The following is a 16,185-nucleotide window of genomic DNA, read 5'->3' on the forward strand; positions in this document are numbered from 1 at the left end:
GGCATGAAGCAGGTGCGCGAGAATTTCCCCGCAGCTGGCAGCTGGCAGCTGGCAGCTGGCCGGGGCCGCCGGCCGCCGGAGCGGGTCGGGAGGCCGGGATGACGACGTTCGGTGCAGGTCCGACCCACCGGGTGACCAACCAGCCTCCGCCGCTGGTCGGCCACGATGTCGCCGCTGACCTGCCGCTGCTGGAGGCGCTGGAGCGCGAGGGGGCGGGCGGGCACGCCGCCGAGCTGCATCGACTCGGCCGGCTCGCGGGTGGTGCCGAGGCGCAGCGGTGGGGGGACGAGGCGAACCGGTATGAGCCGGTGCTGCGGACGCATGACCGGTACGGCAGTCGGATCGACGAGGTGGACTTCCACCCGTCCTGGCACGAGCTGCTCGGGGTTGCGGTGGGTGCCGGGCTGGCCGGGTCCGCATGGGTCGCGGACCAGGCGGGCGCTCATGTCGCGCGGGCGGCCGGGCTGCTGGTGTGGGGGCAGGTCGAACACGGCCACCTCTGCCCCGTCTCGATGACCTATGCCGCCGTCCCGGTCCTGCGCACCGCCGCCGGATCGGCCGCGAGCTACCTCCCGGGCCTGACCAGCTCGGTCTACGACCCCGGGCTGCGCACGCCCCGGTCCAAGCAGGGCCTGCTTGCCGGCATGGGAATGACCGAGAAGCAGGGCGGTTCGGACGTCCGCACGAACGAGACCAGGGCCACTCCGGTCGGCGACGGGGCCTACCTGCTGCGCGGGCACAAGTGGTTCACCAGCGCGCCGATGAGCGACCTGTTCCTGGTGCTCGCACAGGCGCCCGGGGGCCTGTCGTGCCTGCTGGTCCCGCGGGTGCTGCCGGACGGCAGTCGCAACCCGTTCCTGATCCAGCGGCTCAAGGACAAGCTCGGCAACCGCAGCAACGCCAGCGCCGAACCGGAGTTCGACGGCACGCTCGCCCACCTCGTCGGCGAGGAGGGGCGAGGCGTCCGCGCGATTATCGACATGGTCGCGCTGACCCGGCTGGACTCCGCGATCGGTACGGCGGCCGGGATGCGCGCGGCGCTGGTGGCGGCTGCGCATCACGTGCGGCACCGGCGGGCCTTCGGATCGTTGCTCATCGAGAAGCCACTGATGCGCAACGTCCTGGCGGATCTCGCGCTGGAGTCCGAGGCGGCGATCACGTTGGTGATGCGGGTGGCCGGCGCGGTGGACCGGGCCGAGAGGGGCGATGACGAGGAGCGGGCCTTCCGGCGGTTGGCAACCGGACTCGCCAAGTACTGGCTCTGCAAGCGGCAGCCGGTGATGGTCGCGGAGGCGCTCGAATGCCTGGGCGGCAACGGCTACGTGGAGGATTCCGGCATGCCCCGGCTCTACCGTGAGGCACCGCTGAACGGCATCTGGGAGGGCTCGGGCAACGTCAACGCGCTGGATGTGCTGCGTGCACTGGTCCGCGAGCCGGCGAGCCTGGCCGCCTACGCGCGTGAGGTCGACGCGGCGGCCGGCGCGGACCGACACCTCGACGAGGCCTGGCGCCAGTTGCGCGCCGAGCTCGACGCCCTCCTGAGTGGTGCGGCCGGCGAGCGGGCCGAGATCGACGTCGAGCTGATCGCGCGCCGTCTCGTCGAGCGGATGGCGCTCGTCCTGCAGGGCGCACTTCTGGTGCGGTACGCGCCGCCCGCGGTCACGGACGCGTTCTGTGTAGCCCGGGTGGGCGGTGACGCCGGACTCGCCTTCGGCACCCTTCCGCCCGGACTCGACCTCGACGGCGTCCTCGGGCGGATCCCGTCCGCCGTCGCCTGAGCGGCCCCTTTGCCGCCTTCGGTGATCCACCGGCGCCGATGAAACGGCGATTGACCGAGCACGGAGAGTTGCACTCATGGGTGTGACGGTCGCTTGATGTGACCTTGGTCGGTACGTCCGGTCCTATCCTCACTCTGGACAGTTTGTTGCGATCCGAGTCTCGCACTGCTGGAAACGCAATGTAGTTTTCGCGTAACGCCAGGTGATGGGCTGCCTCCTAGGGTGAGCCGCGTCGCCTGCCTCCGGGGGTGTGATGATCGTCTTCTTTCTCGCTGTGGCCTGCCTGGTGGTCTTCGCCGGGCTGTTCGGCCTGGTGCGAGGTGTCGCCGAATGGGCGTGGATCCGTGACCGCCGGACCGCCGGGATGGTCACCGGGGCCGGCCTCGCCCTGGTCCTGGCGCTGAGCGCGCTCGCCATCCGCCTCGGCGGCTCGAGCGAGCCCGTCGCCACGGCCCGGCCGGTCGAACCGGACGTTCCGCGGCCGAAGGGGGTCGATCCCGGGGTGTCGGCATCCCCCCGGCAGGCCGCGCCGCCAGTGTCGTCCGCGAGCGGATCGCAGCCCTCCTCGACCGGCCCGGACCTGGACAGTGGTCAGGATCCGGACGTCACGTCCTCCGGCGGCGCCGGGAGCGTCGCCACGTCCGGGCGGGGAGCACCGCCCGCCGGGAGCGGGACGTCCGGGAGCGGATCCGGTGGCGGGAGTCCGTCGACCGCCGGCGCGCCCCGGACGCCGTGGCAGCCACGTCCCCCGGCCGCGTCCGTCCCGGACCAGAGCTACGTCCCGAACCCGCCGGCGCCCACGACCACCCGCGTCGACCCGCCGGTAGGCAGCGGTGGGGCGACGACCCGCTCGCCCCGGCCCTCGACGCCCGCGACGCGCACTCCGAGCGGGGCGGGATCCAGGCCGACGCCGAGCGCGAGCAGCAGTCCGCGCCCGACGACGTCCGCGAGCAGCCGTCCGCGGACGGGAACCTCGCCGACGCCGCGCCCGGCGGCCACCGCCAGCGCCCGGGCAAGCACGCGACCGGCGCCCACCTCGACCCGGACCGCCAGACCGTCCGGCCCCACCCGCACCTCGGCCGTGCCGCCCTCGGCCAGGCCGACGTCGTCGCGGCCGGCCACGTCCGGACCGACGACCTCGCGGTCTGCCACACCGGCGCCGCGGTACTCGCCGACGTCACCTCCCACCTTCTGGTGGCCGACAGCCACGTCGGCGTCTCGCCACGTCACGTCTGGGCGGGGCGCAGCCGCGCGCGCGTTCCCGCTGCCGGCGGATGCGCGGAGGTCGATCGAGGCGGCGGCGCGTACCGGCCTTGCTTCGGCGTTGTCCTTGGCTGAGGGCGGCTCGTCGACCGCGGCCCGTCCCACGGCCCCCGCACACGCCCGCCCCGGAGCGGCGCAGAAGCCAGCCCATGGCAGTCCGGCGTCCGGCCGGCCGGCGGGAAAGCCTGCGCCTGCGAAGCCGGCGGCTGCGAGGCCGGCTGTGAAGCCCGCGCCCGCGAAGCCGGCCGCGAAGCCGGCGCCCGCCAGGCCGGCCGCGAAGCCGGCGCCCGCCAGGTCGGCTGGAAAGCCCGCGGCCGCGAAACCGGTCGGGAAGCCCTCGACCGGCAAGCCGGCCACGGCCGGCCGGACCACGGCCGGCAAGCCTGTCGCGCGGAAGCCCGCCGCGCAGAAGCCGGCCGTGGCTGGTCGCGCGTCGGCGGGGAAGCCGGTGGCGCAGAAGCCTGCGGCCGGGAAGCCCGGGGCGGCCAAGCCGGCCGCGCGTAAGCCTCCCCGTAAGCCGTAAGCCGTAAGCCGTAAGCCGTGAATCCTCGTCCGGGAGCCCCGAGCCCCGAGCCTCGGGGCTCCCGGGCCCAGGCTCCAGGTCACGGAATCTCGGTTCCTGGTCGCCTGGTAGACACCGCTCCGACACACCGCGTTGAGTGATCGTGTAGCTACTCTTGGTGAGATAGGGTCCCGCCGACATCGGATCGGTGCGCGGGGGGACCAATGCGGGAAGCCGCGACATTGCGGGGACACCTGTGATCGCCGTACTCGTCGGCATGGCCGCGGCCTTCGCCATGATCGCACTCGTGGTGGGCGTCATCGGTCTGGTACGCGGCCAGGTGGCAAGCCTCAGCATCGACGACCGGCCGGTCGCGGGCCTGGTCACCGCGGTCGGCTTCACGATCGCCGTCGCGGCGTTCGGTGCGCTGGCGCCGGACGAGGAACGACACGACGCGACGATCGCCGCGCCTCCGCTGGGCACCGCCACCACCGTCCAACCTGCTCCGGAGCCGCTCGGGCGGAGCCGCGCCGATCTGGCGACCGGGTTGCCGCGGGCGTCCGCTCGGCAGTTCCCCGACGGGTCTGGCGGTGCTGCGGACGGCAGCGCGACCGTGCGGACCCCGCTGCCGGACGCGACCACTGCGCCGGGTGGGACCGCGGCCAGCCAGAGCACCCAGAGCACCCAGAGCACCCAGCGCGGCCAGGCTGGCCCTGGCGGTGGGCCGGCGCTCGGGACCTCCGCACCCGGACAGAGCCCGGGCATCGGCGGACCGACACCCACTTCCACCCCGTCCGACGGCGGGTCGGGCCGGCCGGCAGCGCCTGGGCAGGCGTCGCCCGGCTACCGGGGAGCCCGCGGCAGCGGAACGACACCCGGCCCGGGCGGAGGACCGGGATCGCCGGGGGTGGGTGACGCGGCGCCGCCTGGCGGCGCCTCCGCGCCGGGAAACAACGGGACGGGTGGTACCAGTGGTATCGACGAGCGGGGCGTGGACGAGGGGACGGAGCCGCCGGGCCCGGCGAGCCCCGGGCCCATTCCCGGTTCAGTGCCGCACCCGGCGCCCTGGTGTGACGACGAAGGGCTCGGCGGGATCGACGTGGGACTCCCGGATGTCCGGGTCAGGGACGTCTTTCCGGAGCTGACCGGCCAGTGCGGCTGACGGCTGTGGCTGACGGCCGCGCCCTGACGGCGGTATCCGAGGCCCGAGGGATGCGCCTGGTGGTAGGCCGCTCAGGCGAGGGGCCGCGGCACAGCGGCCCGTGCCGCGGCGAGCGCGGTGATCGAGGCGATGTTGCCGGCGGCCCAGGCGTCGAGCTGGGTGGGTAGCTCGGCGAGCGCCGAGTCCAGCACGAACACCCCGCGCGTCGGGCAGGACGCGCCGATCTCGACCAGCAGCGGCCGCAGGTGGACCTCGAGCGCCAGCGCGTGCTCGGGGGCGCCCGCGACCAGTACGGGAACTGTCGGCACCCCGGCCAGCTCGCCCTGGCCGATCTGGTCGAGGAACAGCTTGAGCAGGCCGGTGTAGGTGGCCTTGTAGGTGGGGGTCGCCACGATCAGGACGTCCGCCGTTTTCATGGACGTGACAGCGGCCTTCACCGCGGGGTTGCCCCAGCCGAGCAGCCCCGGGCCGAGCTCGCTGACCTCGAGGACCTCACTCACTGCCTCGACCTCGGCGGGAAACGCGGCCACGACCTGATCCGCCACCGCCTCCGCCACCGACCGGGTGCGCGACTTCGGCCTGGGGTTGCCAACGACACTCAGAACGCGGCGCTGCGGCATGGGACGACCCTTCTGTGGTTCGCGCGACTCGGTTTCAGCGACGTGCCGAGAACTGACCGTAGGCGCCCCGGAAGTACAGCAGTGGTTCGCCGGCGTCCGCGGCGCCCAGGCGCTCGACCAGGCCAAGAATGATCACATGATCGCCGGCCTCGTACTCACGGTGCAGGGAGCACTCCATCCATGCGAGGGCCCCGTGGAGGATGGGTGCCCCGTTTTCGCCCGGCGTCCAGCCTATCCCGCGCCACTTGTCGGTGCCGCTCATTGCGAACTGCTGGGATATCGACTCCTGAGAGTTGTCGAGCACATTCACGCAGAAGCGGCCGTTCGACCGGATCCGCGGGTAGCTCGTGGACGTCCGAGCCGGTAGAAACATGATCAATGGCGGGTCCAGGGAGGCGCTGCTGAATGACTGACAGGTCATTCCGACGGGTTCGGCGCCAATGACGGCGGTGACAATCACGATCCCGGAGCAGAAGTGACCGAGAACGGTACGGAAATCCGCCGCCTCGGTAGCGGTGAAGACTCTCGGCGGTGGGATCGTCCCCGCCGGGGGCTGGCGCTGCGTGATCACGCCACGCGCTGCCTGGGTCATCGGTGCCTCCGCGGGTTGGGCCGGGCCGGCGCCGATCGTTGGAGACCGGACGTGCGCCGGCGAACAGTGCCACGAGATCCCGCGAGTTCCGTCCGTCATCCGTGCCGGCCGAGTTCTCGCGGGCCACACTCGTACGCTCACGCCCGCAGGTGTCACGGCTGTTACACCACAGTGGTGTGCCCGTTGCGCTGTCTGCTGCCGCCAAGGTCGCCTGGTTTGTCGGCGGCGGCGGGGGGAATCTCCCGAATTCCGCTGGCCCGGCGATGACGTCCGGCGGGTGGCGTGGGTCAGGACGTCCGCCGGTGCGGGGGGCGTGCCGGGCCAGGCCGGGCCAGGCCGGACGGGTGTAGGCGCCGGAACCGGCGCCGGCTCCGGCGCGGGGTGGTCCGGGGTCGGTCCGTAAACGGCCGTCGGACCCGGAAGCGACTGTCCGCCGATCGGTGGTTGTCCGTTGATGTGTGGTCGTCCAGTGGCTTCTCGGATGGACCGGGGAGATCCCCTGCCGTTGTCCGGAGACCCTTACGTAAGGGTAGAGTTGACTCGCGTCTCCGTGTAGCAGGGCGCTCTGCGACAGGCGCCCGGGGGAGGAATTCGATCCATGGCTGATTCCGAGCGCCGCAGTGGGCGGAGCATCGCGGAACTGGCGGCGGCCGCCGCCTCGGTCGAGGTCCCGACAGCTGGGCTGTGCCGTGACCTCGCCCTGGCCCACGAGCGGGCAGGTGATCACACCGCGGCCGTGCGCTGGGCGCTGGCGCTGACCGACGCGGGAGGGGACCTCGCCGGCTGGACGGCAGCCGCCGGTGTGCTGCGCCGCGCGCTCCCGGCGGCCGACCTGCGGCTGCGGCCGGTGAAGGTCGCTGTGCTCGGCAGCTACACCACCGCGCAGTTCGCCGCGCTGCTGCCGCTGGCCGCGGCCCGCGCGGGCGTCGCCGTCGAGGTGTACGAGTGCGGCTACGGCCAGTACCGCCAGGAGGTGCTCGACCCCTCCAGCGGCCTGTACGGATTCGGCCCGGACGCCGTCGTCCTCGCGGTGCACGCCGGCGACACCGCGCTGCCGGCCTTCGCCGAGGACCCCGACCAGGCGGTCCGCGCCGAGGCGGCCCGTTGGACATCGCTGTGGGAAATCATCGTCTCCCGGCTGGGCGCCCGCGTCATCCAGCACACCTTCGTCGTACCGGAGGTCGACCCGTTCGGCCACCTGGCCCGGCGCACGCCCGCGGCGCGTTCCTCGCTCCTCGCCGCGCTCAACACCGCGCTCGGCGAGGCCGCGGCCGGCACGTCGGCCTCAGGCACGTCGACCCCGGGCGCGTCGGTGGAGGGCGGGCCGGTGGAACGCGGGTTCGCCGGTGTGTCCTTCGTCGACTGCGAGCGCCTCGCCGCGACGGTCGGCAAGCGTGACTGGTTCGACCCCCGCTACTGGCACCGCGCCAAGCAGGCGGTTGCCCTCGGTCATGTTCCCGCACTGGCCCGGCACACCGCCGCCGTGCTCGGCGCCCAGCTCGGGGTCAGCCGCAAGTGCCTCGTCCTCGATCTTGACAACACTCTGTGGGGCGGGGTGCTCGGAGAGGAAGGCCTCGCCGGCATCGCGCTGGGCGACGGCCCGGTCGGGGAGGCCTTCAGCGCGTTCCAGGAGTACATCGCCCTGCTCCGCGACCGCGGCGTGATCCTCGCCGTGTGCTCGAAGAACAACGACGCTGACGCCCGCGAGGCCTTCGAGCGGCACCCCGCCATGCGGCTGCGGCTCGGCGACATCGCGATGTTCAGCGCGTCCTGGGACGACAAGCCGACCCAGATCCGCCGCATCGCGCACACGCTCGGCATCGGGCTGGAGTCGCTGGTGTTCGTCGACGACAACCCGGCCGAGCGTGAGGTGGTCAGGCAGCTGCTGCCCGAGGTCGACGTGATCGCGCTGCCGCGGGACCCCCACGAGTACGTGCGCGCACTCGCCGACTACCCGTTCTTCGAACCAGGCGTCCTCACGTCGGAGGACACCTCCCGCACCGAGCAGTACCGGGCCCGCGCCCAGGCGGCAGAGCTGGCTGCGTCGGCGTCCTCCCTGGAGGAGTTCCACCGCGGGCTGGAGATGACCGCGACCGTGGTGCCGCTCGACGAGCTGACGCTGCCACGGGTCGTGCAGCTCATCGGGAAGACGAACCAGTTCAACCTGACGACCCGGCGCCGGGGTGCGGCGGAGGTCGCCGAGCTGGCGGCTGATCCCTCGTCGGTCGTCCTCTGCCTGCGGCTGGCCGACCGCTTCGCCGACCACGGACTGGTGGCAGTGGTGATCGCCCGCCGGCAGCGGGAGACCGGAGCCGCGGCTGTCGCCGGGGCCGGGGCCGGGGCCGGTGACAGTGCCGAGGCTGATCTGACGGTGCTGGACGTGGACACCTGGCTGATGAGCTGCCGGGTCATCGGCCGCACGCTCGAGAACGAGATCGCCGGGCTGATCGTCGAGGAGGCTCGTCGCCTCGGGTGCGCCGCGGTGCGGGGCCACTACCTGCCGACGGCGAAGAACGCCCTGGTGGCGGATCTCTATCCCCGGCTGGGCTTCGACCCGATCGGCAGCCGCGGCAGCGGCGGCAGCGGCGAGGGCGGCGAGGGTGCGGACGGCGCTCCGGGGGGTGAGCGCACCGACTGGCTGCTGCCCGTGACGCACGCGCAGCGCAGTCCCGGCCTCATCCGGATCGTCGACGGCCGCCCGGCCGGTGACAGCCGGTGCGGGCCTGGCCGACAGGAACCTGGTCCCCAGCCACCGCGGTCGCGTGAACTGCCCGAACCCCGGCCGCACACGGTCGGGACCGCGGAGTCGAGTGCCTCGGCGCCAATCATGGAACGAGCGATGGAGGAGGTGGCCGGCTGATGGTGCACGAGCGCCTCACCCAGGTCTTTCGGGAGATCTTCAGCGACGACGAACTGGTCGTCTCCGACACCACCACGTCGGACCAGGTTCCCGGCTGGGACTCCCTGGCCCACATCAACCTGATCTACGCGGTGGAGAGCGAGTTCGGCGTCCAGATTCCCGACGAGCGGCTGGGCTCGTTCGCGAATGTCGGTGAGCTGCGGACCTGCATCGAGGAACTCAGCAGTGTCGGGTGAGCGGCTTTCGCTGCGAGAGCAGCTACGCGAGGACAGGGCCGTCCACTACGGCTCCTGGCTGCACCCCGGCTACCAGGCGCTGGCCGTCCACCGGTTCGGCCGGTGGTGCCGGGAGCGCGGCGGGGTCGTCGGGCGGCTCGGCACGCTTGCCTTCAGGGCCGTGAACAACATCGTCATCCGTAACCTGCACGGCACCGAGATCTCCGTCGATGCGGCGATCGGGCGTCGGGTGCTCATCGGACACCACCAGGCGCTCATGATCCCGCGCCACTGCGTGATCGGCGACGACACGATCCTCCGCCACGGAGTGACCATCGGCTACGCGAACCCGCAGGCGCCCCCCGACGCCGTCCCGAAGATCGGCTCCCGGGTGGACATCGCGCCGGGTGCCCACCTGATCGGGCCGATCACCATCGGCGACGACGTCCGGATCGGGCCCGGCTCGATCGTGACCGTGGACGTCCCGGCCGGGTCGACCGTTTTCGCCGCACCGGCGCGGATCATGCGTCCGGCGGCTGCTGCGGCTGCGGCTGCGGCTCCTCCCTCGTGAGTGACGAGGCCATCGTGACGCCGTGCCGCTCCGCCTCTGCGGACCGGGTCGGGCCTGGTCGCATCGGGGGAGTGCCGACCCTGCCGTGACCGCGAGCGCCGCTGGCGCGATGTCGGCGCCGCGGGTGAGCGCACGATTCCAGCCGCCGCGCAGGACACGACGAGGATGACCGTGGTTGCGACGCCGTTTGAGACACCTGCTGGCGGGCGGTGGCCGGGCTGTGGCGGGCCCGGCCACCGGTGCCTCACCGGCGGTGCCTCACCGGCCGCCCGCCGGCCGTTGCGGATGGGCGGCCGCCGCCTGCGGGTGGGCAGTCGGCGGCTGCGCGGCCACGGTCGCGGCAGCGACCGCCGCCTGCGGTCGGGCGTCGTGCGCAGGCGGCGTCCCCTGTTCGGACAGCCCGAACCGGGCGCCGAGTCGGCGTACCGGAGCCGGCGCCCACCAGCTCGCGTGGCCGGTGATCCGCAGCAGGGCCGGTGCGAGCAACGCCCGCAGCACGCAGGCGTCCAGCAGGACCGCGAGGGCGAGACCCGTCCCGAGCAGCTTGATGCTGGTGACTGACGAGGTGATGAACCCGGCGAACACCGTGGCCAGCAGCAGTGCGGCGAAGGTGACGATGCGACCGGTATGACGCATCCCGCTGACGATCGCCGCGGCCGGATCGCCGGTGCGGTCGTAGTCCTCGCGTACGCGGGCCAGCAGGAACACCGTGTAGTCCATCGACACACCGAAGGCCACGCAGAAGACAAGTACCGGCATGGCCGCCGGCACCGACCCGACCGCGGTGAAGCCCAGCAGACCGGACAGGTTGCCGTCCTGGAACACCCACACCAGGACGCCGAACGTCGCGCCGAGCCCCAACACGTTGAGCAGCAGCGCCTGCAACGGCACAAGCACCGAGCCGAGCATTGCGACCAGCGCCAGCAGCGTGACGGTCGCGATGAAGCCACCGACGAGCGGGAGCCGGGAGAGCAGCGCGTCGGTGGTGTCGACCTGCGCGGCCGTCGGGCCGCCGACCAGCGTCAGGAAGGGCGGGCGCAGATCTCGGACGTCGTCCAGGAGCGCCTCGGCCCGGGCCGAGTTCGGGTCAACCGTCGGGACCACCGAGAGATACGCGGCGTCCCCGACGACGCGGGGTGCGGTCACTCGCGCCACGTCCGGCAGCGCCGCCAGCTCCGCGGCGAAGGCGTCCAGGCTCGCCGCGGAGCTGGCGCCGGCCCCGCCCGCCGCTGCGCCCAGACCCGTCGCGACGACGTCGAAAGCCCCGCTCTCCCGCCCGTCGAACTCCTGGCGGATGACCTCGGCCGCCTGACGGGACGCGCTGGAGGTCGGCAGGTTGCGGTCGTCATAGACGCCGAGCGTGAGCTGGCCGACCGGCAGCGCGAGCACCAGCAGGACCCCGACGACGAGCATCGCGACCACCACCGGACGTCGCATCACCGCACCGGCGAGGGGCACCCAGAACCCGCCGGTGTCGGTGGCTGCGCGGCGCCCGCGCGGAATCATCCGATCGCCGACCAAGGCCACGGCGGCCGGGACGACCAACACGGTGAACAGGGCAGCCAGCACCGTGGCGATGACGCCGGCAACGGCCATCGTGCGCAGGAACGGCACCGGGAACATCGCCAGCGCCAGCAGTGAGACAGCCACCGTCGCCGCCGAGAACATGATCGTCCGACCGGACACCCGGACTGCCGTGGCCATCGCGGCGTCCCGGTCCGCCGCCGTGTTTCGGTCCGCCGCGGTGGCCCGGCCTGTCGCGGCGTCCCGGCCCGGTGTCTTGGCCAGCTCCTCCCGGTACCGCGCGATCAGCAGCAGCACGTAGTCGATGGACAGCCCGAGCCCGAGCCCGACGACGATGTTGGTGCTGAACGTCGTCACCTGGATGACGCCGGCCAGCAGGCCCATCAGCGCGATGCCACCGAGCACGGTCAGCATGCCGACGGCGACCGGGACGAGTGCGACCCGCACGCCGCGCAGGAACAGCACCAGCAGCACCATGATCAACGGTAGGGCGACCAGCTCGGCGCGCAGCAGGTCCGTCGCGGTCCGGTCGCCCACCTCGGCCGCGACGACGTCGGGACCGGTCACGCTGACCGTGGCCGCCGGGGTGGAACGGCGCAGCCGCTCGGCGAGGTCGCCTGCCAGGGAGGCCCGTTCGCCGTCGTCGCCGCGCAGGCTTGCCACCACGAGCGCGTGCCGGCCGTCGGCGGAGCACAGCGTCCCGCCCGCCGAGCTCGCGGAATCCCAGCAGGAGACGACCGACGCGACCGCCGGTTCGGCGGCGAGCAGGTCGCGGACCAGGGAGCCCTCCGCGACGAGCGCCGGCGCATCCACCGGCCGCATCGCCTCCGGGCCCGGCGCACCGGTGGCGGCGATCACGGCGACCAGACCCGTGGGGGTGTGGTCGAAATGATCCGTCAGCAGGTCGGCCGCCCGGGCGGACTCGCTGTCCGGCGGCGAGACACCGCCTTCGGCGAGTGCGCCGCCCGCGACGACGCGCAGTCCCGTCAGCACGGCCAGGCCCAGCAGGACGCAGAGGAGGACGCGCCCTCGGGCAGCCACGAGCCGCTCGGAGAAGTCGGAGAAGGCGGAGAAGGTGGATGAAGGTCCTGAAGGCATGGCCCGAGTAGGCCACCGGCGCCGGCCGGGCACATCCGGCCCGCGGCCATCAGCCCCCGGGACGTGGGCCGGCCGGGGGCTGTACCGCGGTCCAGGTGCCCGGACCGTCCTGAGTACGAGGCGGCGCACCGGGCCGCCTCGTACGGTGAGATGCGTGGGCATGAACCTCGGGCGGTCCGGTGGTACGCCGCTCGGCCGGCCCGCACGAGACAGCGCCGCCGACCCGCTGGCCGGCATGGTGCGGCTCGCGGACGGTGCCGTCTACGGCCTCACCTGCCTCGCCGCGCTCATCAGCGCGCTGCTTGTCGGTGCGGAGCCGGTGGCGCTGGTGCTGATCCTGCTCGCGGTGGCGGCGCCGGCCGCCGAGATCGGCGGCCGGCGGGTCCCGCCGGCTCTGGCCGCACCGGTCAGCGTCGCGTCGGTGACAGGGCTGATCCTGCTGGACGCGCCGAAGTCCGCGCTGCTGGTGCTGGTGGCCGTTGCGGCCTGGGTCGCGCTGCGGTCGCCGTCGGTGCCGCTCAACGCGTCGATGGTCACGGCGGTCGTCGTCCTGTCGTACGTGGACTTCAGCCGCCAGCCAGCCGGGGAGCACGATGGCTACCTGGCCTCGGGCTCGATCGTCTGGGGTGCCGCCGCGCTGTACGCGACCGCCACCGGCGGGGTGCTGCGACGGACCGGCGTTCTCGCCGCCGAGCTGGCCAGGGCGCAGGACCAGCTGGTCGCCGCCGCGGCGACCGACGAACGCCGGCGGATCGCGCAGGACGTCCACGACCTGGTCGCGCATTCGCTGGCGGTGGCGCTGCTCAACATCACCGGGGCCCGCCGGCTGATCCGCAGCGAGCCCGCGCGCGCTGACGAGGCGCTGGCCCGGGCCGAGGACGTCGGGCGGGAGAGCCTGCAGGGGATCCGCCGGGTCGTCGGCCTGCTCGGCGGTGACAGCCGGGGCGGCGGTGGTGGCGGCAGCGGAGTGGGCGTCGGTGGCGGTGGCGGTGGCATGGGCGCTGGGCCGCTGCCGGCGGCGCACGACATCGGCGCCCTGGTCGAGGGCTACCGGCGCAGCGGGATGGAGGTCGCCTTCTCGGTCGTGGACGACCGTGGCCAGGACAGTCTCGACGGGCTCGACCAGGCCGCCGGTTCGGTCCTGTTCCGGACGGTGCGTGAGGCGTTGGCGAACGTCCTGCACCACGCCGGCGGCGCCGCGACGGCGATCAGCATCGAGGTGGTCGCCGCCGCGGTCCACGTGGTGATCCGCAACGATGCGCCCCGGTGGGGCCTCCGGGGCCCGGCGTCCGGCAACGGTGCTGGCGCTCCCGAGCGGCGGTTCGCGGCGCGCGGCGGCCAGCTCGCCGGTGGAGAATCCGGCTCTGGGGGGTCCGGCTCTGCCGGCAGGGCCGCCGCAGGTCTGGCAGGGCCGCGTCCGCCGGGGATGGGGCTCTCCGGGATGATCGAACGGGTCCACGCGCTCGGCGGTTCGATCACGGCCGGCCCCCGGGACGACGGCTGGGAGGTGGCCGCCTCGATCCCCATGATGACCGCCGGCGGCCCGGTGGGCCCGGTGGGGTCGGCGGCGGGAGGTGCTCGGTGAGCTACCCGGAGCCGGTGCTGCGCGTACTGCTGGTCGACGACCAGCAGCTGGTGCGCGCGGGCATCGCGCTTGTCCTGAGCGCGGAGCCCGGCATCGACATCGTCGGTGAGCGAGCGGACGGCGACGAGGTCCTTCCCGCGGTTCGTGCGCTGTCGCCCGATGTCATCCTGCTGGATATCCGGATGGCCCGTATGGACGGCGTCGATGCCCTGCGCGCTCTCGGGCGGGCAGGGGAGCACCCGCCGGTCCTGGTGCTCACAACCTTCAGCGACGACGACGTCATGTGGGGCGCGATGGCGGCCGGGGCGGCCGGGTTCATCCTGAAGGACCGCCCGGCCGAGGACATCGTCCGGGCCATCCGGCTCGTCGCCCAGGGCGGCTCCTGGATCGATCCGTCGGCGAGCGGGCGCCTGCTCGCCGCACTGCGTACCAAGGCCGTCGCCGATCTCGGGGTGCGGCGGAGGTTCGAGCGCCTTTCCGACCGCGAGCTGCAGGTCCTGCAGGCGATGGCGCGCGGTGCCACGAATCGTGAGATAGCGGCGGAGCTGCGGGTGGCTGAGCGCACGGTGAAGGCCCACGTCGGCAGCATCTTCGGAAAGCTGGAGGTGCGTGACCGGGCCGGCGCGATCGTACTGGCGCATGACGTCGGCTTTCGTGCCGACGGACCGGACGGATCCGGGCCGAGGGGCGTGCGGAACCTGAGCACCTGAGCGTATGGTGTGCATTCGCCAACAGCCGTCGTGGTGTTTGCGTCCCATTGTCGGCCGGCGGATCAGAGCCGTTGAATCGTGCCGGAGAGCGGTCTCGAAGGGGAGATATCTCAATAATCAAGGTGTTGGGGCTCGGCTGGCGGAAAAGAAGCTGAGTGATCTCCGCTGCACTTCTCTGCGAGTGATCAGGTCACTTGGTTACCCTGTCCGGGCATCCGCTACCGTGCCGCCGTGTCTTTGAGTTCGCTATCCCAGATGTCTGTCGGTCCGCCCGCGGCTCCCGCCGCGCTGCCGACACCCCCACCTATTCGCATGAATGGACAGTCCGTGCCCGGAGGGGCCGCACCGGATGGATCCTGGCCGGCTGATCTGCTGACCGGCTCGTCGGTATTCGCGGTACTCGCCGTGCTGCTCGCGGCGGCGCTGGTGAGCGCACTGGTGGCCGTCGCCGTCGGCGGTGCCCTGCGCCCCGCCCGTCTGACACCCGCCCACCCTGGTCCGGCCGGCGTCGGATCCACCTCGCGGGTGCCCGCCGGTGCGGTGTCCGCCGGCCTGGCGGCTGCGCGATCGAGATCAGCCGGCCGGCATGGTTACACGGCGGCCGGGGCCCACTCCTGGGCCTGGGTGACGAGGCCCGTCCAGTCGACTCCCCGGCTCCGGGCCCGGTTCGCAAGCGACATGATCCCGTTGGTCAGCCAGGCGGTGGGGCGTACTGCGGAGGTCGCCAGCGCTCGGGTGGCCAGCGTCTGAGCCTCGTCGAGCGCGTCGGCGTGCATCGCGGCGGACGCCTGGTACAGCCGCACCGCGGCCAGCGCCCCGGGGGCACGCGACCGGTCGAATGACGTCGAGGCGGCCGTGAGCCGGCGGCGCCCCTCGGCCAGCGCGCCCGCGCCCACCAGCGCGGCGCCCCCGAAGGTCGGCAGGTAGCCCGGATGCAGGCCGTCAAGGGCGTAGCCCTGCGCGGCGGTGGGTACGTCACGGGCCAGTTTCTCGGCGTCCAGCACCACCTCCATCACCCGATCGGCGGGCTCGCCCCGACCGGCGCGGATGTTGGCCTCGGTGGTCATCGCGAGGATCGCCGTATGCGATCGGGGCGCTGTGGAACGGGCCGCGAGCGCGAGGGAGAGCCCGTCGTCGACACTGTCGAAGGTGTAGGCGGCCAGCTCGGCCAGGACGACGCCCGCGTGGGCGGCGGTCGGCGCGTCGCCGACGTGGCGGGCCAGGACCAGCGCCGTGCGGGCCGACACGACCGCCCGCCCGGACCGGCCGCTGTCGCCCTGCGCCACGGCCGCCATGACCAGGACCCTGCTGTGGGTACGGCGCCAGTCCCGACGGAGGGCTGCGGGCTGGCGCCGGCCCGCCATCGTCTCGGTGTGGCGGGCGATGACGTCGAGCCGTTCGACGAGGTCCGAGGGGGCCATCGTCTCCCAGCGGCGCGCCATGGTCGCCAGACCGGTCTCGATCCGGTCGAGAGTGTCCCGGCCCGGGTCATCCACGGCAGTCATGAGACGTGATCCCCCGAGAGCGAGCGCGGCTGCGGTCGCACCCGCGGCAACGACCAGCCGCCTGTCCGCGGCTTCGTCCATCCCGTACTCCTGGGCGTCGTTGTCCGGTCGCGGCGGCAGAAGCCCGGATGATCCGGACGTAATCTCATGATTAGTCTCCGGAAAGAGATGATCGCGAAGCTACTCTGACGGTAGCGAGA

Annotated in this window: 12 protein-coding genes; 7 read left to right on the forward strand and 5 right to left on the reverse strand. The window is 73.1% G+C overall.

Features of this window, described 5'->3' with window-relative positions:
- Positions 1–98: 98 nt before the first annotated feature.
- Positions 99–1,778: an acyl-CoA dehydrogenase family protein gene (locus tag B207_RS0124045; protein WP_018639205.1), complete on the forward strand. Its 1,680-nt coding sequence runs from the start codon at positions 99–101 to the stop codon at positions 1,776–1,778.
- A gap of 774 nt (positions 1,779–2,552) precedes the next feature.
- Here the strand turns inward: B207_RS0124045 and B207_RS42385 are convergent.
- Positions 2,553–3,398 (reverse strand): hypothetical protein, encoded by an 846-nt coding sequence (locus tag B207_RS42385; RefSeq protein WP_195905341.1) that lies wholly within the window; start codon positions 3,396–3,398, stop codon positions 2,553–2,555.
- A gap of 401 nt (positions 3,399–3,799) precedes the next feature.
- Here B207_RS42385 and B207_RS0124055 point away from each other — a divergent pair, with 401 nt between their 5' ends.
- Positions 3,800–4,705, forward strand: a complete 906-nt coding sequence (locus B207_RS0124055) for a hypothetical protein (protein WP_026311392.1) — start codon at positions 3,800–3,802, stop codon at positions 4,703–4,705.
- A 71-nt stretch (positions 4,706–4,776) separates the two neighbouring features.
- Here B207_RS0124055 and B207_RS0124060 read toward each other — a convergent pair whose 3' ends face one another.
- Positions 4,777–5,325, reverse strand: a complete 549-nt coding sequence (locus B207_RS0124060) for an NADPH-dependent FMN reductase (RefSeq protein ID WP_018639208.1) — start codon at positions 5,323–5,325, stop codon at positions 4,777–4,779.
- Positions 5,326–5,359: 34 nt separating this feature from the next.
- Positions 5,360–5,896 (reverse strand): flavin reductase family protein, encoded by a 537-nt coding sequence (locus tag B207_RS0124065; RefSeq protein ID WP_230205195.1) that lies wholly within the window; start codon positions 5,894–5,896, stop codon positions 5,360–5,362.
- Between the two features lie 619 nt (positions 5,897–6,515).
- Between B207_RS0124065 and B207_RS0124070 the strand changes: the two genes are divergently transcribed.
- The 3 genes from B207_RS0124070 to B207_RS0124080 are packed head-to-tail and all read left to right on the forward strand — an operon-like array spanning position 6,516 to position 9,563.
- Entirely contained in the window at positions 6,516–8,777 is a 2,262-nt protein-coding gene (locus B207_RS0124070) for an HAD-IIIC family phosphatase (RefSeq protein WP_018639212.1), read from the forward strand.
- Positions 8,777–9,013 (forward strand): acyl carrier protein, encoded by a 237-nt coding sequence (locus tag B207_RS0124075; protein ID WP_018639214.1) that lies wholly within the window; start codon positions 8,777–8,779, stop codon positions 9,011–9,013. The genes B207_RS0124070 and B207_RS0124075 overlap by 1 nt, the downstream gene beginning before the upstream one ends.
- Complete coding sequence (locus B207_RS0124080) at positions 9,003–9,563, forward strand: serine O-acetyltransferase (protein WP_018639218.1); 561 nt, start codon at positions 9,003–9,005, stop codon at positions 9,561–9,563. The genes B207_RS0124075 and B207_RS0124080 overlap by 11 nt, the downstream gene beginning before the upstream one ends.
- A gap of 258 nt (positions 9,564–9,821) precedes the next feature.
- Here B207_RS0124080 and B207_RS35295 read toward each other — a convergent pair whose 3' ends face one another.
- Positions 9,822–12,185 carry an MMPL family transporter gene (locus B207_RS35295; protein WP_018639220.1) on the reverse strand — a complete coding sequence of 788 codons (2,364 nt, stop codon included), beginning with the start codon at positions 12,183–12,185 and terminating at the stop codon, positions 9,822–9,824.
- Between the two features lie 160 nt (positions 12,186–12,345).
- Between B207_RS35295 and B207_RS0124090 the strand changes: the two genes are divergently transcribed.
- On the forward strand, positions 12,346–13,770 hold the full coding sequence (locus B207_RS0124090) for a sensor histidine kinase (protein WP_018639221.1): 1,425 nt from the start codon (positions 12,346–12,348) through the stop codon (positions 13,768–13,770).
- Positions 13,767–14,480: a response regulator transcription factor gene (locus tag B207_RS0124095; protein ID WP_018639223.1), complete on the forward strand. Its 714-nt coding sequence runs from the start codon at positions 13,767–13,769 to the stop codon at positions 14,478–14,480. Before B207_RS0124090 ends, B207_RS0124095 begins: the two co-directional genes overlap by 4 nt.
- Before the next feature lie 590 nt (positions 14,481–15,070).
- On the opposite strand, the gene B207_RS0124100 is transcribed toward B207_RS0124095, so the two are convergent.
- Positions 15,071–16,066: a hypothetical protein gene (locus B207_RS0124100; RefSeq protein WP_018639225.1), complete on the reverse strand. Its 996-nt coding sequence runs from the start codon at positions 16,064–16,066 to the stop codon at positions 15,071–15,073.
- Positions 16,067–16,185 lie beyond the last annotated feature (119 nt).

The organism is Parafrankia elaeagni, assembly GCF_000374165.1.
GTDB classification, from domain to species: domain Bacteria; phylum Actinomycetota; class Actinomycetes; order Frankiales; family Frankiaceae; genus Parafrankia; species Parafrankia elaeagni.